The organism is Roseomonas sp. F4 (assembly GCF_053891155.1).
This window is the reverse complement of record NZ_JBSSHK010000002.1, coordinates 823,101-843,191: the sequence shown is the minus strand read 5'-3', so window position 1 is coordinate 843,191 and position 20,091 is coordinate 823,101. Positions and strand designations below refer to the sequence as shown.

Sequence of the window (20,091 nt, the reverse complement as noted above, 5' to 3'; positions counted from 1 at the left end):
GCGGCTCCTGCCAAAAAGCGCCCATGAAAAAAGGCGAGGTCTTGCGACCTCGCCTTCCATCGCGTTCCCGGGTGACCGGATCAGCGCGAGTAGAACTCGACACCCCTGCCCTTCAAGCCACTGAAACCCTTGTGTTGCAACGCCTTCCGGGGCACCGTGAGGGGGAGAACGTGAGGGGTGGCGTGAGGGGTATGAAGATCAGCGGGTATCTTTCCAAGCGCCGGGCGGGGTTTGAGGCGGTGGTGGACGTGCCGCCCAGCCTGCGGAAGGCGGTGGGGCGCAAGAGGCTCCGCAAGGGCCTCAGCACGCAGGACGTCCACGTCGCGGAGGCGCGCCTCAGGAAGGCGGTGATGGAGTTGCACGCCAGGATAGAGGCCGCCTGCAAACAGCATCCGGCTACCGACACCCTGACCGCCGAGGCCATGGCCTACCGGGAGGAAGCCGCCCGCATCCGCTCCGGGGATGTCGCCGGCTGGGGCGCCACAGGTGGCCGGCTGGTGGAGCTTCAGGACGGCCGGCTGTTGGAGCTGACCGCCGAACAGGAAGCGGAGGAAGCCCTCGCCACGGCTATCGTCACAAGGGCGGAGGACATTGAGGCATCGGAGGGGGCCTCCCGCGCCTCCGCCTTCGCGGACATGGCCCTGGGTCGGTCCACCCCGCTGGCCCACCACGCGGAGACGTGGCTTGCCGAGCCGGGCCGCAAGGGCCGCCGCCATGAGCGGACCAAAGCGGAGTACCGCGCCATGCTGGCCGCCTTCGGGGAGTGGCTGGCCAAGCAGCGCCACCCCGTCACCGTCGAGGCCGTCAGCCGGCAGGTGGCCGGCGCCTATGCCTCCGCCCTCTTGGCCGCTGGCCGAAGCGATGCCCGCATCCGCGATGTCTGCTCCGCCCTGTCCGGTTACTGGCGGTGGCTGGAATACCGGGGGATCGCCAAGGAGGGCGCCAACCCGTGGCCCCGGCAGGCCCCCCGGAAGGTGGCCCAGGAGGACAGCCTGGATGAGCCGGAAAGGGCGTTCACCCCGGAGGAGATGAGGAAGCTCCTGGGTGGCCCGGCCGATGCGGCCCTGTCCGACCTCATGCACATTGCCGCCCTGACCGGGATGCGGGTGGAGGAGATTTGCCAGCTCACTGCCGCCCGCTGCACTGGCCCCGCCTTCGATGTGCCAGGGACCAAGACGGCGGCAGCAATCCGCCGGGTGCCTGTCCACCCCGACCTTCGGGCCATCATCGCCCGCAGGACGAAGGACAAGGCCGGGCCGGAATGGCTGTTCCCTGAATGGGGTGACCCCAACCGCTTCGGCAAGCGCAGCGCCAACGCCATTGCCCGCTTCAACCGCTACCGCCAGGAACGGGGCGTGCATGAGGCGCGGGAGGGCCGCCGCCGGTCGCTCGTCAACTTCCACTCCTTCCGCCGATGGTTCATCACCGAAGCCCTGCGAGCGGGCCAGCCTGAGCGGGTCGTGAAGCAGGTGGTCGGGCACAAGCTGCCGAAGGCTGATGTGACAGTGGGGGTCTACTTCGCCGGGGACACCGCCGCCGCCCTGACCGCCTGTGTGGAGGCCGTGAGGCTGCCGCCCCTGGAGGCCTCCCCAGGAGCCCCCACAGACTCGCCAGCGCCTCCGCCGGTAGGACAGTAGCGGGCGCTCTGCCGGCAGGCTCCAGGGGCTTCCTGGGAGTCGCCACAGGGCTGTTCCTTGGGAGCCTGTCCCCGGTGGTCAGTTCCCCGGTGCGGACCTTCTCCTCGCCCATCACATAGGCGCCGTCCTTGCGGATCGCCGGGAGGACTTCACGGGTTACCCAATCTCGGAAGGCGAGGGCCGCCGTTTTGTCGCTCCGCAGGGTCAGCCGGTAGAGGCCGCTCTCGGAGAGCACGGTGATGGACGACGCCTGCGTCTCCCCGAACAGAGGCAATCCGATTGCCTCACCCCGCCGCAGTGTACGCTTCTCGTCACTGGCCAGCTTTGCGAGGTGGCGGGTGGTGCCCCCGGCAGCGCCTCCGATGGTGACGCCCAACGCCCGGCAGACATCCGCCGCGACGAACCACGGGTTGCCGTCGATCTGGATGACGCGGATGGCCTGGCCGGCGGCGGCGGTGAAGGTGGTCAGCATGGTACCAAAAACAACAGATGGGCGGACATGCGTGACCGGAAAAACACACAGACGATCAATCATCAGTCATCCCCTATAGGGGCATAGTATTGTGCCATGAAGTCTGAACCGTCGGGGCTGTCCCTGGGTCATCTCATGAGGTTCACCATGTCCATCATCTTGAAGCTGTCCAACCTGATCCTGTCCCCCTTCGGCTGGGAGGCTGGAGTCTTTGGCGCTTCTGGCGCTGGTGGCCGGATCATCTTCCCCGACAACGCCCAGGGCCTCGCCTGCCGACGCCTGGATGACGGTGGGGTGGCGGTCCTGGCCGGTGGTCGGGAATGGCTGGCCGGTCCTAGGTGACGCCACGGGGCGCAGGCAGGGAACGCCCATGGGCTGCTCTACTCGCCTGCGCCCTGCTCTGCCCAAGTATTCTCCAAGGAGGCCCCATAGGTGAACCACCATCGGGGATGATGCAGGGGGGATTACCTCCACTGGTCATCACGCCATAGGAGCTTCCTTATGCTCATCCATAGGAGCTTCTTTAGGAGTATCTATAGGGACTTCTTTTTGACTCTCAGGGAAGCGGGGGGAAAACTCGGAGCGGCGAGGAGGTCATAGGGAATGCCTATGGCGTCATTTCCACCACCACCATCGACGGCGAGGCCGTCCAGACGGTGAACGCCCGGGAGCTGCATGCGAGCCTGGAGGTGGCGACCGCCTTCAAGGACTGGATCGCCCGCCGGATCGCGGACTACGGGTTCCGTGAAGACGTTGATTTCATTGCGGAAATTCGCGGCTCAAATCTGAGCGGCAAGACGTGGGGCGGTAGCAACGCCCGCGACTACCACCTGACCCTCGACATGGCGAAGGAGCTGGCCATGGTCGAGCGCAACGACGCCGGCCGCCGGGTGCGTCACTACTTCATCGAGTGCGAGCGCCGGGCGAAGGCCCCATGGTTCCCCTCCAGAACCCATTCCGGCATCATCCCGAGACACCAAAGGAGATCGAGGGTGAGTGGAACCATCACCGTCTATGACGACGACACTGGGCAGCCGGATTACGAGTATCGAACAGGCCCGACAGGCGTCCTCTCTGGCCCCTATACCGCCTATCTACTGGACTATGACCAGCGGGGCGAGAACCCCTGGGCCACCTACGAGATTACCCACGAACTCTACGGCTCCGTCCCCGCATTGGACACCGTGAGGGTCACCTGGGATGACGGGTCGGTGACCCTCAGGGAGGTCAACTATGTGTTCGCCATAGGGGGCAGCCCGGCCGGCATCGCGACAGACACCTATATGACCTTCGACGCACAGGGGCGCACCTTGTCGGAGACGGTCTTCGTCGAGACATCCTATGCGGCAGGGCCGCAGCTCTCGGGTCTGACCTACCGCCAGACCGAGTATGACCCAGGCACCGGCAATCTCGACTATTCCTATGTGGAACACATCGACGGTCTGATCGAGGCCAAGGACTTCAACGCTGCCACCGGCCTGATCGACTATGCCTATACCGTCTTCGCCAATGGTCGCACCCTGGCGCAGGACTATGACGCCCAGGGTCGGCTGGACTATGCGGTGGACAGGTTGGCGGATGGTCGGATGATCGTCACCGACTACGACCTGCTGAACCAGCACACCTGGGACACCTACCAGATCGCCTATAGCGCCTCCGGTCAGATCGACAGTGTGGTAGTGGGCTAGCCCTCCGCCTTGGCCAGCACCCGCCGCACGGTGGTGGCGGTCCAAGCGCCGCCCCTAGGGGACGCCACCCCGCGCGCCGTGAGGGCCGCCGCGAGCTGGTGCAGGCTGCTGGCCCCGGTGGCCCGAAGCTCCGCGATGACCGGCAGGACCGCATGGGCATGGTGCCCGGCCTTGAGGGCGCGGGCCTCCGCCGACGCCTTGGCGCCCTTCTGGATGCCCTCAGGGGTCGCCGGCCGGTGGCCACGGTCGCCGCCGAGCTTCACGCCCCTGGCCTTCGCCGCCACCAGCGCCGCCTTGGTTCGGGCGCTGATGGCCCTGGCCTCCTCCTCCGCCACCAGCGCCAGGATGCCGACTGTGAGCCGGTTCGCATGGGGCATGTCAGCCGCGATGAACTCCACCCCAGCCTTCTGCAACCCGAACAGGAAATGGGCGTCACGGGACAGGCGATCCAGCTTGGCAATCAGAAGGGTGGCCCCGGTGACCCGGCAGCGGGCCATGGCCTCCGCTAGCTTGGGACGGTCTGCCCTGCGCCCGCTTTCCACCTCGACGAAGATGGGGGCCAGCAGCCTGTCAGCCGGCTGGAGGAACGCCTTGATGGCGGCTTCCTGCGCCTCAAGCCCCAGCCCGCTCCGCCCCTGCCGCGCCGTGCTGACCCGGCAGTAGGCCACGAAGGAGCGCCCCTGGGGGCTGGCGGTGGTGGTGCTGGTGGTGGCGGTGCTGGTGGTGGCGGTCATCGGCGCCGGTCCTGGCGGGTGCTGCGCCACCCTGAGTCCCCGGCTGATCTATGTCAACAGCCTTCATCGGAGGTAGTAGGCCAATGACATGGATGGCAGGCTCCCGCCCGCTCTCCGAGGTTGGGGACCGGAGCCGCCGGATGAGGTTGCAGGATCATGCCTGCCGGGCCGCTTGGGGACAGCAATGGGGGGGCCGCTGCGCTGCCCTGCAGTGGTGGTGCCGGGACTAACGCGCCGCGCCCTGGCCGAACCGCCTGCGCCGCCACGGCCACGCCCGGGGGGCATCCATAGAGGGGGGTGGGGGTGCCACCCGGGGAGGGGGGGATGTCGTGCGGCGGCCCTGTAAATGGGCGTCTCGGACATGCACATCAAATATTTCGGAACCGCGACCTTTGCCCTGCGGTAGGCGCCGAGACACAGTGGCCACCGAGGTTCAGCCTGAGGGGTGCCGGATGGGCGAGGACACGATCAAGGACGCTGCGGTTGCGGCCGGGAAGGTCGGGGACGGAATGGGCAAAGTTGCCGAACTGGGCAGCAACGCCCTGGCTACCGGCCGAGCCTTCGGCGGGTGGCTGAAGGATACCCTAGGGACGATCCCCGAAGACCTCCTGGGGTTGGCTGGTGGGGACTGGCTACACCACCAGCGAAGGCGCAACCTCATGGCGCTTGAAGCGAACACCGAGGCTGTCCGCGCCCGCCTTGGCGCCGGGCAAATCACCGCGCCAAGCGTGTCCGTGGTCATGCCACTTCTTCAAGCAGCCGCCGATGAGTCGCGCCCAGAACTTCAGGAACTGTGGGCTGCCTTGCTGGCGAACGCCATGCAACCGGACGGTGGCAGGAGGGTGCGCCGAGCCTTCTTCGACGCGGTTCGTCAGATGGAACCGCCAGATGCCATCGTATTCCTGCTCTACGGGCAGGATGTTTCCACTGGCAGTTGGACCTTCATGAGCGAGCAATTCCAGCGGGTGAAAGCGCAGGCGGCTATTCGCGGAGTTGGGCCGCTCGATTTCGGGCTTTCTATGGCTGCACTTCACCGCCTGGGGCTGCTGACCCAGACAGGCGTCGAAGCCTCCATGTCGGAATTTGGGAAGGGCCTGCTCTCGGCGCTGGCGGGAGTCACCGAGCAATAGAAAGACATCGGCTGGAAACAGGCAGCCGAACCCACCTCAGCCGGGTTAACGCCCCTTTGCGGCATCGCGCTTAACGTGGCCGTGGGGGGGACACCGTGAGGGGTGGCGTGAGGGGGAGCGCCAATGGCTCACCCCTCATAAGGCACTGAAAAAGCGGAGCTTTTAGGCCCCGCCTCGTTACCCTTAGCGCGAGTAGAACTCGACCACCAGGTTCGGTTCCATCTGCACCGGATACGGCACGTCGCTCAGCTTCGGCGCGCGCAGGATGCGGCCGCGCATCGCACGGTGGTCGATCTCGATGTATTCTGGCACGTCGCGCTCGCCGGACTGGGCGGCGTCCAGCACGCAGGTCAGCTGCTTGGACTTGTCCTTCACCTCGATCACATCCGTGTCCTTCACCAGGTAGGACGGGATGTTCAGGCGCTTGCCGTTCACCAGCACATGGCCGTGGTTCACGAACTGGCGCGCGGCGAAGGGCGTCACCGCCAGCTTCATGCGGTAGATGATGGTGTCGAGCCGGCGCTCCAGGATCTCGATCAGGTTCTCCGAGGTGTCGCCCTTACGGCGCACGGCTTCCTCGTAGTACTTGCGGAACTGCTTCTCGCCGATGTTGCCGTAGTAGCCCTTCAGCTTCTGCTTCGCCATCAGCTGAACGCCGAAGTCGGTCGGCTTCTGCTTGCGGCGCTGCCCGTGCTGGCCGGGGCCATACTCGCGCTTGGCGATCGGGGACTTCGCACGGCCCCAGAGGTTCACGCCGAGGCGGCGGTTGATCTTGTACTTGCTTTCTGCGCGCTTGGTCATGCGCTTCTCCTGCCCGGCACCTGTGAGGGTTGCCGGTTCTTACTTGTGCCGGCACCCTTGAAGGCATCGCGGCGGGTTGTCCCGGTAGGCCCAAGGCCAGCATGGCCAAGGGCGGGCGCAGGCCCCGAAGGCCTGTCCGCGTTCCCGGAAGTGCGGCGCCTATAGGGGGACGCCGGGCGGCTTGTCAAACCCGCCCCACCTCCCCTACTTCGCCCGCATGGTCACACGCGAAGACATCCTGATTCTCGGCCTGACCGCGGGTGTGGTCGGCAGCCTGGTGGGCGGAATGATGCTCGGCATCGGCCTGGGGCTGGTCATCGGCGGTCAGCATCTCGGCTGGCTGATGGTCCTGCCCGCCGCGCCCGTCGCCGGCATGATCGGCTATGTGCAGGCGCGGAAGCTGGCCAAGCGCCTCTGATTTAAACCCTCACGCGCCGGGCGAGGCCTCCGGCGTCTTGGCTCGCCGCATAAGCGGCGGCGGCCATCCGGCCGCTCGGACCGGTCAAGCGACCGGCCCGCCGTTCATTGGTCGGGCGTGATGCCGGCGGCCCGGATCAGCCCGGCCTTGTAGTCGAAATCCTGACGCAGGAAGGCGGCGGTGGCTTCCGGCGTCGCCGCATGCACGGTGTAGCCCGCGGGCAGCAGATGCCGCTCCCGCACCGCAGGCTCCGCCATGGCAGTGGCAATGTCGCGCTGGATGCGGGCGACCAGCGGCGCCGGGGTGCCGGCGGGGGCGAAGGCGCCGAACCAGGTGCGCGGGTCGATATCGTCGAAGCCGGCCTCGGCCAGCGTCGGAACATCCGGCAGCGCCTCGAACCGCGTCGGCTTGCCGACCGCCAGCGCCCGCAGCGTGCCGGCGCGGATATGGCTGGCGCCGGAGGCGATGCCCGCCAGCGTCATCTGCACCTCCCCGGCCAGGGTCGCCATCACGGCCGGTGTCAGGCCGCGATAGGGCACATGGACCATCTCGATCTTCTCGCGGGCCATCAGCGCGCCGAAGCAAAGGTGCGGCTGGCTGGCGATGCCATAGGAGCCGAAGTTGAACTGACCGGGCGCGGCCCGGGCCGCCGTCACCAGTTCCGCCATGCTGCGCGCCCCCACCGAGGGATGCACCAGCACCATCTGATGGACATCCACCAGCAGGCTGACCGGCGCCAGGTCCTTCATCGGATCATGCGGCAGACTGCGGATCAGATGCGGATTCGAGGTGATGGAATTGTCCGCCGTGATCAGCAGCGTATGCCCATCCGACGGCGCCTTGGCGACGATATCCGTGCCCGGCACGGTGGACCCGCCCGGCCGGTTGTCCACCACCACCGGCTGCCGCCAGGTCAATTGCAGGCGCTCCGCCAGCACCCGCGCCAGCGCGTCGAGCCCGCCGCCGGGCGGGAAGGGCACGACGATGCGCACCTGCCGCGTCGGGTAGTCGCTGGACTGCGCCCGGGCCAGCGCCGGCGTGGCAAGGCCGGCGAGCAGCGTGCGGCGGGACAGGCGCATGGTCAGTCTCCGAAAAAATGGCGGCGCAGAATGTCCAGCGTCCAGGCCGGGGCTTCAAGCTCCGGCAGATGGCCGATACCGGGTGGCGAGACGAAAACCGAACAGGGGATCGCCTCCGCGATCAGGCGGCCGACCGTCTCCGGCGGATTCACCACATCGTCCGCACCACTGATGGCCAGCGTCGGCGCGCGGATATGCGGCGCGAAATCGGCGATGACATCGACCCGGTCGGTGCAGCGCGCCGCCTGCAGCAGGCCGCGCGGATGGGTCGCGGCGACCACGCCTTGCACCAATTCGCGCACCAGCGAACCGGCATTGGGCGAGACCAGATTGCCCGACCGCGTCCGCGCCAGGGCGACCGCCCCCTGGGCCACGCTCGCCGCCCGCATCGCCAGCATGGCGGCGCGACCCTCCTCGCCCTTCCAGCGCTGACCGCGGGAGGTGCCCATCAGGGCCAGCTTCGCCACACGCTCCGGATGCCGCGCCGCCAGGCAGGCGCCGAGCATCGACCCGAAGGAGGACCCGGCAACACAGACCGGCCCCCGCACGCCCAGCGCATCCAGCAGCGCCACCGCGACATCCGCATAGGCCTCGGCCGTCGGCGCATCGGCGCCAAAATTGTCGGACAGAAAATAGCCTGGCGCGTTCCAGGCGATCACCCGAGCCCGGTCGGAAAGCCCGGCCAGGGAAAAGCGCCAGCCCATGCTGTTGGCGCCGATGCCGTGCAGGCAGAGGATCGTCAGCGGCCCCTCGCCGGCTTCCATATAGGACAGGCGCGGCCCCTCCAGCCCCAGCGCCGCCGCATCCACCTCGCAGAAGCGCGGGTCCGGCAGGGCTGGGATGGGGGTGCCGTCGGGGTGGATCATCCGCTGTCCTTCTCCGCCGCCTCATGCCAGGGCGGCAACGGGTCTTCCGCCGGGAAGCGGCCACGCTGCATGCGGCCGGTGGAAAGCTCCGTCACCACGCCATGCAGGGTGCGCAGCTCCTGCTCCGTCACCTCGCCGCGCTCGAACCAGTGGCGCAGGTTGCGGATCATGCCGGGACGCTTCGGCGGGTTGTGCAGGAAGCCGGAGGCATCCAGCTCCGCCACCAGCCGGCCGAGAAAATTCTCCAGCGCCCCCTTGGTGGCCACCGGCGTACCATTGGTCAGGAACTGGCGGGGCGGCGTGGTCTCGGCTGCCATCCACCATTCATAGGCCAGGATCATCACCGCCTGGGCCAAGTTGAGCGAGCAGTGCTCGGGGTTCAGCGGGTAGCGGACCAGCGTGTCGCAATAGGACAGATCCTCCGCCTCCAGCCCCGCGCGTTCCGGGCCGAACAGCACGGCGGCCCGCAGCCCACGGCCGTTGATCTCGCGCAGATCGGCGGCGGCGGCGCGGGCATCGCGCAGCTGCACGATGGCGTAGCGCGGCCGCGGGCAGGTGCCCATCACCCGGTGGCAATCCGCAACGGCGGAAGCCACATCCGGAAACACCTGCGCCGCGTCCAGGATCGCATCGGCGCCGGAGGCCGCTGGATAGGCATTGGGCTGCGGCCAGCCATCGCGCGGGGCCACGATCCGCAGATGGAACAGCCCCCCATTGGCCATGGCGCGGGCCGTGGTGCCGATATTCATGGCCATCTGCGGCCGCACCAGCACCACGATGGGGCTCTCGCCCGGGGCCGGCGTCAGCACCGCGCCCCCTTCCCCACGCCCGCCTGTCATCGCGTCGGTGGCGCGGTTCGGGCGAGGAAGGCGCGAAGCTGTGCGATCTCGGCCTCCTGCGCCCGGATGATGTCCTCGGCCAGCTTGCGCATCTCCGGCGTGGTGCCGTGGCGAAGCTGGATGCGCGCCATCGCGATGGCGCCCTCATGATGCGGGATCATGCCGGCGGCGAAGTCGCGATCGGCATTGCCGGTGAAGGTGATGTCCATGTCGCGATGCATGCGCGCATTGGCGGCGCGGAACTCGACGGTGCTTGCCGGCTCCGCGGCCCGTTGCGGGGCGCGCGACGCCGGCGGCGCGTGGTGGCCTTGATGCCCCTGCTGGGCGAAAGCCGGCATGGTCAGGGCAAGCGAAAGCGCGGTGGCGATGGCAAGGCGGGGCATGTCCGATCCTCCTTCGATGGGGTCGGCCGGACAGATGGAACCTTGCCCCCGGGGGAAGGCAAGGGGTTCACGCACGGCGCCAGCTCGTGCCCTGCGGCCCGTCCTCCAGCAGGATGCCCTGCCCCGCCAGTTCCTGGCGGATGCGGTCGGCCTCGGCCCAGTCCTTCGCCTTGCGCGCCGCGAGGCGGGCAGCGATGGCGGCCTCGATGGCCTCGGCATCGCCGGCCTCGCCGCGGAACCAGGCGGCAGGGTCGGTGCCGAGCAGGCCGAGTAGCGCGCCGCAGGCCAGGATTCGGCCCTTGAGATGCGGCAGGCCGGCCTCGCTGCCCCGCGCCAGCGTGTCATTGGCGGTGGAGACCAGGTGGTGCAGCGTGGCGAGCGCCAGCGGCGTGTTCAGGTCATCCGCCAGGGCCTGTTCGAAGGGTGGTGATTCGGCCGGATACGGCCGGTCGCCATCCTCCGGCTCGATCTCGGCCATCTTCGACAGGGCGCGATAGAAGCGGTCCAGCTCCCGCCGCGCCTCTTCCAGCGCCGCCAGGTTGTAATCCAGCGACGCGCGGTAATGGGTGCGCAGCAACAGCAGCCGGAACGCCTCACCGGCCCAGGGCCCGTGCGCCAGGATGTCCTGCACCGTCCGAAAATTGCCGAGCGACTTCGACATCTTCTCGCCGTCGACCAGCAGCATCCCATTGTGCAGCCAGTAGCGGGCATAATGGCTGCCCGGGAAGGCGCAGAGGGATTGCGCGACCTCGTTCTCATGATGCGGGAACATCAGGTCGGCGCCGCCGCCATGGATGTCGAAATCCGGCCCGAACTGCTTCCAGGACATGGCGGAGCATTCGATATGCCAGCCCGGCCGACCCCGGCCCCAGGGGCTGTCCCAGCCGGGCTGTTCCGGGGTGGAGGGCTTCCACAGCACGAAGTCGCCCGCATCGCGCTTATAGGGCGCGACCTCGACCCGCGCGCCCGCCAGCATCTCCTCCGTCGAGCGGCCAGACAGGGCGCCATATTCGGGAAAGCTCGCCACGGCGAACAGCACATGGCCCTCCGCCGCATAGGCATGGCCATTGGCGACCAACCGCTCGATCAGCGCCACCATCTCGGGGATGCTGCCGGTGGCCGTCGGCTCCACATCCGGCGGCAGCACACCGAGCGCCGCCATGTCGCGATGGAAGTCGGCCGTGGTCCGCGCGGTCAGCGCCGCGATCCCCTCCCCGCTCTCCCGCGCCCGGTCGATGATCTTGTCCTCGACATCCGTGATGTTGCGGGCATAGGTCAGCTTCGGGAAGGCCTGGCGGAGCAGCCGGGCCAGCACGTCGAAGACCACATTGGGGCGTGCATTGCCCAGATGCGCCAAGTCGTAGACGGTCGGGCCGCAGACATACATGCGCACATGCTGGTCATCGATCGGCACGAACCGCTCCTTGCGGCGGGTCGCGGTATTGTGGAGTTGGATGTCCATCACTTCAGCCTGCGGCGGCCTGAAGCAGGCGCTTCAGCGCCCGTTCCCGGCCGATCAATGGGAGGAAGACCTTGAGGTCCGGGCCGTGGTCCTCGCCCGTCAGGGCGCGACGCAACGGCAGGTACAGCGTGCGGCCCTTGTGGCCACTGCGCGTCGACAGCTCGGATGTCCAGGCCGGCCAGGTGGCCTCATCCCACGGCTCCTCGGGCAGTGAATCCGCGGCCAGACGCAGAAGCTCGGCATCGGCGGGATCGCCCTGCGGAACTATACCACCCGAAGTAACCTCCCACCAGTCGCGAGCTTCGCGCAACAGATCAAGGTTGCCGCGCACCGCCAACCAAAAATTCTCCCCCGCCCCCTCCGGCAGCCAGTCCCGCACCGCGTCGAAGCTCAGGCCGTGCAGCCATCGGCGGTTCAGCGCCAGCATCTGCTTCGTGTCGAAGCGCGCCGCGGATTTGGAGACGCGGCCGAGATCGAAGCCGGGCACCAGATCGGCCGGCATGGCCGGCACCGGATCGGCGGAGGTGCCGAGGGCGGCCAGGTAGCCAACCAGCGCCGCTGGCTCCACCCCATCGCGCCGAAGCTGCCGCAGCCCGACACTGCCGGTGCGCTTGGACAGTGGCCCGCCATCGGCATCGGTCAGCAGCGGCAGATGGGCGAAGCGGATCTTCCGCGGATCCCCGCCGAGGGCGGCGAAGATATCGAGCTGGATGCCGGTATTGGTGACATGGTCCTCGCCCCGGACGATGTCGGTGATCCCCATCTCCAGGTCATCCACCACCGAGGTGAAGGTATAGAGATAGCTGCCATCGGCGCGGATCAGCACCGGGTCGGACAGGCTCGGCAGCTTGACGCTGCGCTTGCCCAGCACGCCGTCCTGCCACTCCACATGGCCGCCCGAGAGCTTGAAGCGCCAATGCGGCGTCTTGCCATTGGCGATGGCACGGGCGAGCTGGTCTTCCGTCATGCGCAGCGCGGCGCGATCGTAGAGCGGCGGCTTGCCCTGGCGGATGCGCTGTTCGCGCTTGAAGGCCAGTTCCTCCTCCGTCTCCAGGCAGGGGTAGAGGTGGCCGGAGGCCTTCAGCCGTGCCGCCGCCGCGTCATAGGCGGCGATCCGGTCCGACTGCCGGGCGAATTCGTCCCAGTCGAGGCCGAGCCAGCGCAGATCCTCCTCGATCGCCTGGGCGTATTCGGGGCGGGAGCGCTCGGTATCGGTGTCATCGAGGCGCAGGAGGAAGCGACCGCCCCGGTGCCGGGCGAGGCACCAGTTGGCGATGGCGATACGGGCATTGCCGACATGCAGCAGGCCGGTGGGGGACGGGGCGAAGCGAACTTTCATGAGGCGGGCAGAGGAACGTCAAAAGGCCGCGCAAAGCAAGGCGCCGGATACAATTCGCCGCATTCCGGTCATGCTTGGGGTGCTAATGTTGGTCGGTAAGGAGACTTTCGATGCCCAGGCTTCGTACCGCGATCTTTGCCGGCGTTCTCGCCTTGGGTGCCATGGCGGCGCCGGCGGCGCATGCCGATTGGCGCTACCGGGGCCATCACGGCGGCGGCTACCACTATAATAACGGCGGCGCCGTGGTCGGTGGCGCCCTGCTGGGGCTTGGCGTCGGCGCGCTGCTGGGTGCGGCCCTGGCGCCGCCTGCGGTGATCTATGCACCGCCGCCGGTCGTCTACTACCCGCCGCCCCCGCCTCGGGTCTATTACGCGCCGCCGCCGCGGGTTTATTACGCGCCGGCCTATCCGCCGCCGGCCTATTACGCACCGTCCTATGCGCCGCCGCCGGGCTATTACGAGCCCGCCCCGGTCTATGCCCCGGCGCCAGGCTGGGGTGGGACGAAGTAGCCGCCGGCTACTCCTCGCCCTCCTCCTCCTCGCCATCATCCTCGTCCCGGCGCGGGTCGATGATGCGCCAGTTGCGCTCCTCGGCATCCGCCGCCGGGCGAGCGGCGAAATCGGCCAGTTCGGTGGCGCTGCGCCAGGCGTCGTCGCCGGCGCCATCCACCTCGGCATCCTCGCCGAAGGTGCCCCAGGCCGCCATCACCGCCTTGGCGTCCATGCCGGAACCCCGGCAGATATCGACCGAGTCCCGCACATAGCGGCGGGCGAAGGCATTGGCATGGGCGATGGTGCCGAAGCCGCGCACCACCTCCACCGGCTCTGCGCCATTGGCACCGGAGAGGTCCATGATGCGGACCTCCAGCCCCTCCACCTGGCCAAGCACCTGTTCGGCGAAGATAGGATCCTCCTCGCCCTCATCCGACCCGCTCATGCGATCAATCCCGAAAAGCCGTTGGTCAGGGGGTAGCGACGGTCGCGGCCGAAGGCACGGGGGGTGATCTTCACCCCGGGTGGCGCCTGGCGGCGCTTGTATTCGGCGCGGTCCAGCATGCGCCAGATGCGCAGCACCGTGGCGCGGTCATGCCCCTGGGCCACCAGCGCATCCACATCCATCTCCCGCTCCACCAGCCCCTCCAGGATCGCGTCCAGCACCTCATAGGGTGGCAGCGTGTCCTGATCGGTCTGGTCGGGCTTGAGTTCCGCCGAGGGCGGCTTGGTGATGACCCGCTCCGGCATCACCGCCCCGTCCGGCCCCAGGGCGCCCTGCGGCACATTCTCGTTCCGCCAGCGCGACAGGGCGAAGACCGTCATCTTCCAGACGTCCTTCAGCACCGAATAGCCACCGCACATGTCGCCATAGAGCGTGGCGTAGCCGGTGCTCATCTCGGATTTGTTGCCGGTGGTCAGCAGCATGTCGCCGAACTTGTTGGACAGCGCCATCAGCGTCACGCCGCGCAGGCGGGATTGCAGGTTTTCCTCGGTGGTGTCGGCGGGGCGGTTGCCGAAGGCCGGCGCCAGCATGCCCTGCATGGCCTGCATCGCCGCGCCGATCGGGATGCTTTCGTAGCGGATGCCGAGCAACTGCGCGCAGCCCTCCGCATCGTCCAGGCTGTCGCGGGAGGTATAGGGCGAGGGCATCATCACCGCCCGCACCCGGTCCGGCCCCAGCGCATCGGCGGCGACGGCGGCGGACAAGGCGCTGTCGATGCCGCCTGACAGGCCCAGCACCACACCGGGGAAGCCATTCTTGTTCACGTAGTCGCGCAGGCCGAGCATCATCGCCCGGTAGATCTGCTCCAGCCGCGGCATGGCGGGTGGGATCGGCTGCGGCGCACAGGCCCAGCCCTCCGGCCCGCGCGACCAGTCGGTGATCGCCACCTGCTCCTCGAACATCGGCATCTGCAGGGCGAGGCTGCGATCGGCGTTGAGGACGAAGGACGCGCCCTCGAAGACCAACTCATCCTGGCCGCAGATCTGGTTCAGGAAGACGAAGGGCAGCCCCGTTTCCACCACCCGCGCCACGGCGAGCTGCACGCGGGTGTCCTGCTTCTCGGCCTCGAAGGGCGAGCCGTTGATGCTGATGAGCATCTCCGCGCCGCTTTCCAGCAGCGTCTCACTGACCGCGGGAAACCACCAATCCTCGCAGATCATCAGGCCGAGCCGGACGCCGCGGAAGGCCACCGGGCCGGGCGCGGGACCGGCGATGAAGACGCGCTTGTCGTCGAAGACGCCGTAATTCGGCAGCTCGTGCTTGGCGCGCCGGGCGAGGATGCGACCGCCTTCCAGCAGGAACAGGGCGTTGTGCAGCCGGTCGCCATCGCGCCAGGGGCCGCCTACAACCACGCCCGGCCCGCCATCGGCGGTCTCCGCCGCCAGCGCCTCGATCCTCTGCATGCAGGCCTCGACGAAGGCCGGCTTGAGCACGAGGTCCTCCGGCGGATAGCCGGCGATGGAGAATTCAGGCGTGATGAGGAGATCGGCGCCAGCATTGGCGGCCTCCGCCCTGGCCCGGCGGATGCGGTCCGCATTGGCGTCGAGCGCGCCCTCATGCGGGTTGATCTGGGCGAGGGCGATGCGGAGGCGGTTTGTCATGATCCGGGGAACCTAGGGACGGCCCCACACAGGGTCAACGCGCCCGTTCCGGGAAGCGGACCACCATCAGGATCATGCCGGCCGAAACCAGCCCGACGCCGAGGAAGCCGATCAGCCCCAACGGCTCCGCCAGCAGCGGCCAGGCCGCCAATGCCGCCATGCCCGGCACCAAAGCGGTGATGGTGGTGGTGGTCGGCGCGCCGAGGGCCGTGACCGCGCGGGTGAACAGCAGCCCGGCCAGGATCGTCGCGCCAATGCCCTGATAGGCGAGCTGATAGAGCACCGCGCCCGTACTGGCCGTGCCCATGCTCGATGGCAGCAGGAACCACCAGACCGGCAGGTAGATGGGCGCGGACCAGAGCGCGATGGACAGCGTCGCCTGCATCGCGCCGATGCCCCAGAGGCGGATCAGCAGCGTATAGACGGCCCAGCAGCAGGAGCCGGCCAGGAACAGCACGTCGCCGCGCCAGGCGCCGGGATGGGTGCCGAAGGTGTCGCTGGCCAGAAGGCCGATGCCCGCCGCCACAACGAGCAGGGAGGCGACTCGCCGTCGGGTCCAGGCCTCGCCGAGGAAGGCGGCGCCGAGGGCGGCGGTCAGGAAAGGCAGCGTCCCCGGCAGCATCACCCCGCCATGCGCCGCGGGCGCCAGGGTGAAGCCGTGATAGGCGAGGATCGGGAAGCCGAAGGAGGCCGAGGCCAGGATCGGCAGCAGTCGCAGAGGCGGCAGCCTCGGCCGGCCCAGCACCGCCACCAGCGGCACTGCCGCCAGGAAGGCGCCCCCATAGCGCAGCATCGCCACATCCCAAGGCGTCAGCGCCTGGCTGGCCGAGAGCCGGGAGGAGAGCAGGAACCCCGCCCAGACGAACAGCACCGCGAAGGCACATGCAAAACCGATGCGCCGCTCGCGCAGGGCGGCAGCGCCGGGCTCGGCGGAGGGGGGAGGCGTTTCGCCGGGCATCAGCTTCAGTCTAATGGTGATCCGAGCCTTTGCCCACCTGACGGAAGGACCCGCCATGGCCACCCCCGATCCCTTCCTGCCCGGTGACCTGCTGCCGGCCCTGTCCCTGCCGGATGCGGCCGGGGCGCTGTTCGACCTGAACCAGCAGACCATCGCCGGGCTGCACCGGGTTCTGGTGCTGGGCAGCGCGCCCAGCGTGCCGAAGGCCGCGGTGCAGCAGGCGGCGGACCACGCGGCATGCATCATCCTGATTTCCGACCAGAGGCCCGATGGCACCCATTCGGCGGACGGGCCGCAACGCCTGTTCGACCCTGCGCGAAAGCTGTTCAAAGGGCTGGGCCTGCCGGAAGGCGGCGTCGCCGTGATCTCACCGCGCGGGCGGCTGGCCTTCGTCCAGGCCGGGGATGCGGCGCTGCGGGCCGGCCTCGCCATATTGCCCGAACCTGCCACACCCGAGTTGCGGCGCCAGGCGGCGCCGGTGCTGCTGATCCCCGGCGTGCTGGAGCCGGCGCTGATCGCCGCGCTGCTGGCGCATTGGGAAAAGGGCGAGAAATCGCAGGACCGCGTTGCCTCCTCGGCCGGCGGCGCCGGGGTGGGCAAGGTGGCGAATATCAAGCGCCGGACGGATGTCTTCCTCGATGACCGGAACCTCTACGCCACCTTCCAGCGCCGGCTGGAACGCCGCGTGCTGCCGGAGATGTGGCGCGCCTTCCATTTCCGCGCCGCCAGCTTCGAGGCTCCACGCATCGGCTGCTATGCGGCGGAGGTGGCCGGCGCCTTCGGCGCGCATCGCGACAACCGCACGCCCTTCACGGCGCATCGCCGCTTCGCCATGAGCCTGAACCTGAACAGCGGCGCCTATCGTGGCGGACGGCTGCGCTTCCCGGAATTCGGCACGGAGGAGTACGAGCCCGAGGCCGGCGGCTGCGCCATCTTCTGCTGCGACCTGCTGCACGAGGCGCTGTCCGTGACCGAGGGCCAGCGCTTCGCCATCTTCACCTTCTTCACCGATGCGGAAGGCGCCCAGCAGGAGCGGCGGCTGATGGCGGAGGCCGCCGCCCGCGGGCAGAAGGGCGTGGAGATGCGGTAGCTTAGCCGGGACCGCGCCGCCGCATCCCATTCCGCAGCAGGAATTCGCGCCCGACCTTCACCCGCGGCGCGCCGTCATAGGCGACGATATCCGCGGTGGCGTAGGTCTCGCTCCAGACATCTGGGATGAAGGAGCCGGTGCCGACCACATCGATCGGCGCCTTGGCCTCCGACATCACGCGGCACTTGCCGACCCCGAAGCCGGACGACGCAACGATGCGGACCTTCGGAAACCCAGCCTCGTCCAGCGCTTCCCTGATCCGCCAGATGGCCGCCGCCGAAACACCGGTGCCGACCAGGTGGCGCAGTTCCGTCTCGCTGCGGTAGCGGCGGACCGCCTGCGGCGCATGACGTTCCAGCACGGCATAGGATTCGCCCGGATCGAGCCCCTCCAGAAAGCGGCCGCCATGGGTGTCGAGCCGCACTGCCATCCGCCCGGCCGCAGCAAGTTCGGGGAAGCGCTGGCAGACCGCCAGGCTGTCCGTCACCTCCCGCCCAAAGTAATCGACCAGAACGGTCAGGTCCTCGGACGGGAAGGTCTCGTGGAACATCTCCGCCGCGCGGACCGTGGAGCCTGCATAGCCGATCAGCGCATGCGGCATCGTGCCGCGCCCACGGGCGGCGCCGAACCAATGGGCCGTGGCGTCATTGGCATTGCCGATGAAGCCCTTCGCACCCTCCCGCTGCGCCGCTACGCTGCCGATGGCGGCGGCATAGGCCATCATCTCCTGCATCTCGGCACCGGCGCAGTGCCGGGCCTCCATGGCCAGGAAGGGGACCTGCGGCAGTTCGACACACATCTGATAGGCGTTATGGGCCGCGACACAGGCCGGGCCCAGCTTCTGCAGCAGGATCGTCTCCAGATCCGCAAGCTGCGCGAAGGACCCCGAGAGGTAGAAGATCGGATCGCCGGCGCCGACCCAGTCCCCCTCCCGATGCATCAACTCCACCTCGAAGCTGGTGTTCCGGCTGGCCGCCACTGCCTCCAGCCATTCGGTTGCCAGGCGCGGTGCGGAGATGACCGGGCGGCGCAGGAACACCGCATAGGTCACACGGCAATCGCCGAATTTCTCGACGACCGCCCGGGTGCGGTTGAAATAGCTGTCGGTCCAGGCCGGGATATCCCCCACCGCCGGCGGCAAGGACCGGCCCTTGGGGGGCATGGCGGTCACTGGGCCGCCTTGGCGGGGATGAAGGCCCCGCCCGGACGTCGGGCCTTCAACTCCTCCGAGACCAGGAAGGCCAGTTCCAGCGATTGCTCGGCGTTCAGCCGCGGATCGCAGAAGGTGGCGTAGTTGGCGGCCAGGTCGGCTTCCGTCATCCGATGCGCGCCGCCGATGCATTCGGTGACGTTCTGGCCGGTCATCTCGACATGCACGCCGCCCGGGATGGTGCCCACCGCCGCGTGGCAGTCGAAGAAGCGGCGGATTTCCGCCAGGATCGAGTCGAAGGAGCGCGTCTTGTAGTCGCCCGCCTTCACGGTGTTGCCGTGCATCGGGTCACAGAGCCAGACCACGTTGCGGCCGGCGCGCTGCACGGCGGTAAGCAGACCGGGCAGCTTGCCCTCGACCTTTTCCGCCCCCATTCGGGCGATCAGGGTCAGGCGGCCCTTCTCGTTGGTAGGGTTCAGGATCTCGGTCAGCCTAACTAGCTCATCCGCCTCCATGGAGGGGCCGACCTTCATGCCGATCGGGTTGGCGACCCCGCGCAGGAACTCCACATGGGCGCCATCCGGCTGCCGGGTGCGGTCGCCGATCCACAGGAAGTGGGCCGAACAGGCATAATGCTTGCCCGGATGGGTCGAGGGCTGGCGGGTCAGCGCCTCCTCGAAGGGTAGCAGCAGCGATTCGTGGGAGGTGTAGAACTCCGTCTCCCGCACCTGCGGCAGGTCGGACATGCCGCAGGCGCCCATGAAGCGCAGCGTCTCGTCGATCCGATGCGCCAGGCCGGCATAGCGGTCGGCCAATGGGCTGCGGGCGGCGAAGTCCAGGTTCCAGCGATGCACCTCGTGCAGGTCGGCATAGCCGCCGGTCGCGAAGGCGCGCAGCAGGTTCAGCGTGGCCGCCGATTGCAGATAGGCGAATTCCATCCGGGACGGATCAGGCACCCGCGCCTCGGGGGTGAATTCCGGGCCGTTGACAATATCCCCGCGATAGGATGGCAGGGTCACGCCATCGATCGTCTCGCTGTCGCTGCTGCGCGGCTTGGCGAACTGCCCGGCCATGCGGCCGAGCTTCACCACCGGCACTGCGGCGCCGAAGGTCAGCACCACCGCCATCTGCAGGAGCACCCGGAAGGTGTCCCGGATGGTATTGCCGTGGAATTCGGCGAAGCTCTCCGCACAGTCGCCCCCTTGAAGGACGAAGGCGTGGCCATCACCCGCACGTGCCAGCTGGGCCTTCAGCCGATCAGCCTCACCTGCAAAAACGAGCGGCGGAAATCGGCGGACCTTGTCCTCGATGGCCTTCAGTTGGCCCGGGTTCGGATAGTCCGGAACCTGCCGGATGGGCATCGCCCTCCAGCTGTCCGGGGTCCACGCGCGCGCATTCATTGTGATCCGTGCTCCACTCCTGGCTGTAACCTTAGCGTCAGGAGCCGC

General features: G+C 68.4%; 20 protein-coding genes and 1 pseudogene. 7 read left to right on the top strand and 14 right to left on the bottom strand.

Annotated elements, in window-relative coordinates; translation table 11 throughout:
• Positions 1–23: 23 nt before the first annotated feature.
• Positions 24–1,472, top strand: a pseudogene (locus ACVFYP_RS11370) (DUF6538 domain-containing protein); the annotation flags it as partial.
• Here the strand turns inward: ACVFYP_RS11370 and ACVFYP_RS11365 are convergent.
• Entirely contained in the window at positions 1,423–2,109 is a 687-nt protein-coding gene (locus tag ACVFYP_RS11365; protein ID WP_499200476.1) for a BRO-N domain-containing protein, read from the bottom strand. The pseudogene ACVFYP_RS11370 and the gene ACVFYP_RS11365 overlap by 50 nt on opposite strands.
• Positions 2,110–2,256: 147 nt before the next feature.
• On the opposite strand from ACVFYP_RS11365, the gene ACVFYP_RS11360 reads away from it, so the two are divergent.
• Together ACVFYP_RS11360 and ACVFYP_RS11355 are read left to right on the top strand one after the other, a co-directional pair.
• Complete coding sequence (locus ACVFYP_RS11360) at positions 2,257–2,451, top strand: hypothetical protein (protein WP_499200285.1); 195 nt, start codon at positions 2,257–2,259, stop codon at positions 2,449–2,451.
• 314 nt (positions 2,452–2,765) lie between these two features.
• Positions 2,766–3,797 (top strand): antA/AntB antirepressor family protein, encoded by a 1,032-nt coding sequence (locus tag ACVFYP_RS11355; protein WP_499200284.1) that lies wholly within the window; start codon positions 2,766–2,768, stop codon positions 3,795–3,797.
• On the opposite strand, the gene ACVFYP_RS11350 is transcribed toward ACVFYP_RS11355, so the two are convergent.
• Positions 3,794–4,531: a recombinase family protein gene (locus tag ACVFYP_RS11350; protein ID WP_499200283.1), complete on the bottom strand. Its 738-nt coding sequence runs from the start codon at positions 4,529–4,531 to the stop codon at positions 3,794–3,796. The two genes, ACVFYP_RS11355 and ACVFYP_RS11350, sit on opposite strands and share 4 nt — an antisense overlap.
• Before the next feature lie 452 nt (positions 4,532–4,983).
• Between ACVFYP_RS11350 and ACVFYP_RS11345 the strand changes: the two genes are divergently transcribed.
• Positions 4,984–5,661, top strand: a complete 678-nt coding sequence (locus ACVFYP_RS11345) for an Abi-alpha family protein (protein ID WP_499200282.1) — start codon at positions 4,984–4,986, stop codon at positions 5,659–5,661.
• Positions 5,662–5,844: 183 nt separating this feature from the next.
• On the opposite strand, the gene rpsD is transcribed toward ACVFYP_RS11345, so the two are convergent.
• Positions 5,845–6,462, bottom strand: coding sequence for a 30S ribosomal protein S4 (rpsD, locus tag ACVFYP_RS11340; protein ID WP_216878072.1), 618 nt, complete (start codon positions 6,460–6,462; stop codon positions 5,845–5,847).
• A gap of 217 nt (positions 6,463–6,679) precedes the next feature.
• Here rpsD and ACVFYP_RS11335 point away from each other — a divergent pair, with 217 nt between their 5' ends.
• A complete protein-coding gene (locus ACVFYP_RS11335; RefSeq protein ID WP_499200281.1) occupies positions 6,680–6,880 on the top strand; it encodes a hypothetical protein in 201 nt (66 codons plus the stop codon).
• Between the two features lie 104 nt (positions 6,881–6,984).
• Here ACVFYP_RS11335 and ACVFYP_RS11330 read toward each other — a convergent pair whose 3' ends face one another.
• The 6 genes from ACVFYP_RS11330 to gltX form a co-directional block, all read right to left on the bottom strand.
• The gene (locus tag ACVFYP_RS11330; protein ID WP_499200280.1) at positions 6,985–7,959 is read right to left on the bottom strand and encodes a Bug family tripartite tricarboxylate transporter substrate binding protein; all 975 of its coding nucleotides are present in this window, start codon (positions 7,957–7,959) and stop codon (positions 6,985–6,987) included.
• A 2-nt stretch (positions 7,960–7,961) separates the two neighbouring features.
• Positions 7,962–8,825, bottom strand: coding sequence for an alpha/beta fold hydrolase (locus ACVFYP_RS11325; protein ID WP_499200279.1), 864 nt, complete (start codon positions 8,823–8,825; stop codon positions 7,962–7,964).
• Positions 8,822–9,664, bottom strand: coding sequence for an RNA methyltransferase (locus tag ACVFYP_RS11320; RefSeq protein ID WP_499200278.1), 843 nt, complete (start codon positions 9,662–9,664; stop codon positions 8,822–8,824). Before ACVFYP_RS11320 ends, ACVFYP_RS11325 begins: the two co-directional genes overlap by 4 nt.
• Positions 9,661–10,047, bottom strand: coding sequence for a CopM family metallochaperone (gene copM / locus ACVFYP_RS11315; RefSeq protein ID WP_499200277.1), 387 nt, complete (start codon positions 10,045–10,047; stop codon positions 9,661–9,663). The genes ACVFYP_RS11320 and copM overlap by 4 nt, the downstream gene beginning before the upstream one ends.
• Positions 10,048–10,114: 67 nt before the next feature.
• Positions 10,115–11,509 (bottom strand): cysteine--tRNA ligase, encoded by a 1,395-nt coding sequence (gene cysS / locus ACVFYP_RS11310; RefSeq protein ID WP_499200276.1) that lies wholly within the window; start codon positions 11,507–11,509, stop codon positions 10,115–10,117.
• Between the two features lie 4 nt (positions 11,510–11,513).
• Positions 11,514–12,848 carry a glutamate--tRNA ligase gene (gene gltX, locus ACVFYP_RS11305; protein WP_499200275.1) on the bottom strand — a complete coding sequence of 445 codons (1,335 nt, stop codon included), beginning with the start codon at positions 12,846–12,848 and terminating at the stop codon, positions 11,514–11,516.
• A 110-nt stretch (positions 12,849–12,958) separates the two neighbouring features.
• Here gltX and ACVFYP_RS11300 point away from each other — a divergent pair, with 110 nt between their 5' ends.
• Positions 12,959–13,357: a hypothetical protein gene (locus ACVFYP_RS11300; protein ID WP_499200274.1), complete on the top strand. Its 399-nt coding sequence runs from the start codon at positions 12,959–12,961 to the stop codon at positions 13,355–13,357.
• Positions 13,358–13,364: 7 nt separating this feature from the next.
• Here ACVFYP_RS11300 and ACVFYP_RS11295 read toward each other — a convergent pair whose 3' ends face one another.
• The 3 genes from ACVFYP_RS11295 to ACVFYP_RS11285 are packed head-to-tail and all read right to left on the bottom strand — an operon-like array spanning position 13,365 to position 16,403.
• Positions 13,365–13,784: a hypothetical protein gene (locus ACVFYP_RS11295; protein ID WP_499200273.1), complete on the bottom strand. Its 420-nt coding sequence runs from the start codon at positions 13,782–13,784 to the stop codon at positions 13,365–13,367.
• The gene (locus tag ACVFYP_RS11290) at positions 13,781–15,445 is read right to left on the bottom strand and encodes an NAD+ synthase (RefSeq protein WP_499200272.1); all 1,665 of its coding nucleotides are present in this window, start codon (positions 15,443–15,445) and stop codon (positions 13,781–13,783) included. Before ACVFYP_RS11290 ends, ACVFYP_RS11295 begins: the two co-directional genes overlap by 4 nt.
• Positions 15,446–15,479: 34 nt before the next feature.
• A complete protein-coding gene (locus ACVFYP_RS11285) occupies positions 15,480–16,403 on the bottom strand; it encodes a DMT family transporter (protein WP_499200271.1) in 924 nt (307 codons plus the stop codon).
• A gap of 55 nt (positions 16,404–16,458) precedes the next feature.
• Between ACVFYP_RS11285 and ACVFYP_RS11280 the strand changes: the two genes are divergently transcribed.
• The gene (locus ACVFYP_RS11280; RefSeq protein ID WP_499200270.1) at positions 16,459–17,493 is read left to right on the top strand and encodes a 2OG-Fe(II) oxygenase family protein; all 1,035 of its coding nucleotides are present in this window, start codon (positions 16,459–16,461) and stop codon (positions 17,491–17,493) included.
• A 1-nt stretch (position 17,494) separates the two neighbouring features.
• Here ACVFYP_RS11280 and ACVFYP_RS11275 read toward each other — a convergent pair whose 3' ends face one another.
• Together ACVFYP_RS11275 and ACVFYP_RS11270 are read right to left on the bottom strand one after the other, a co-directional pair.
• A complete protein-coding gene (locus ACVFYP_RS11275) occupies positions 17,495–18,655 on the bottom strand; it encodes a beta/alpha barrel domain-containing protein (protein WP_499200475.1) in 1,161 nt (386 codons plus the stop codon).
• A 5-nt stretch (positions 18,656–18,660) separates the two neighbouring features.
• Positions 18,661–20,043 carry a class II 3-deoxy-7-phosphoheptulonate synthase gene (locus ACVFYP_RS11270; protein ID WP_499200269.1) on the bottom strand — a complete coding sequence of 461 codons (1,383 nt, stop codon included), beginning with the start codon at positions 20,041–20,043 and terminating at the stop codon, positions 18,661–18,663.
• Positions 20,044–20,091: the final 48 nt, after the last annotated feature.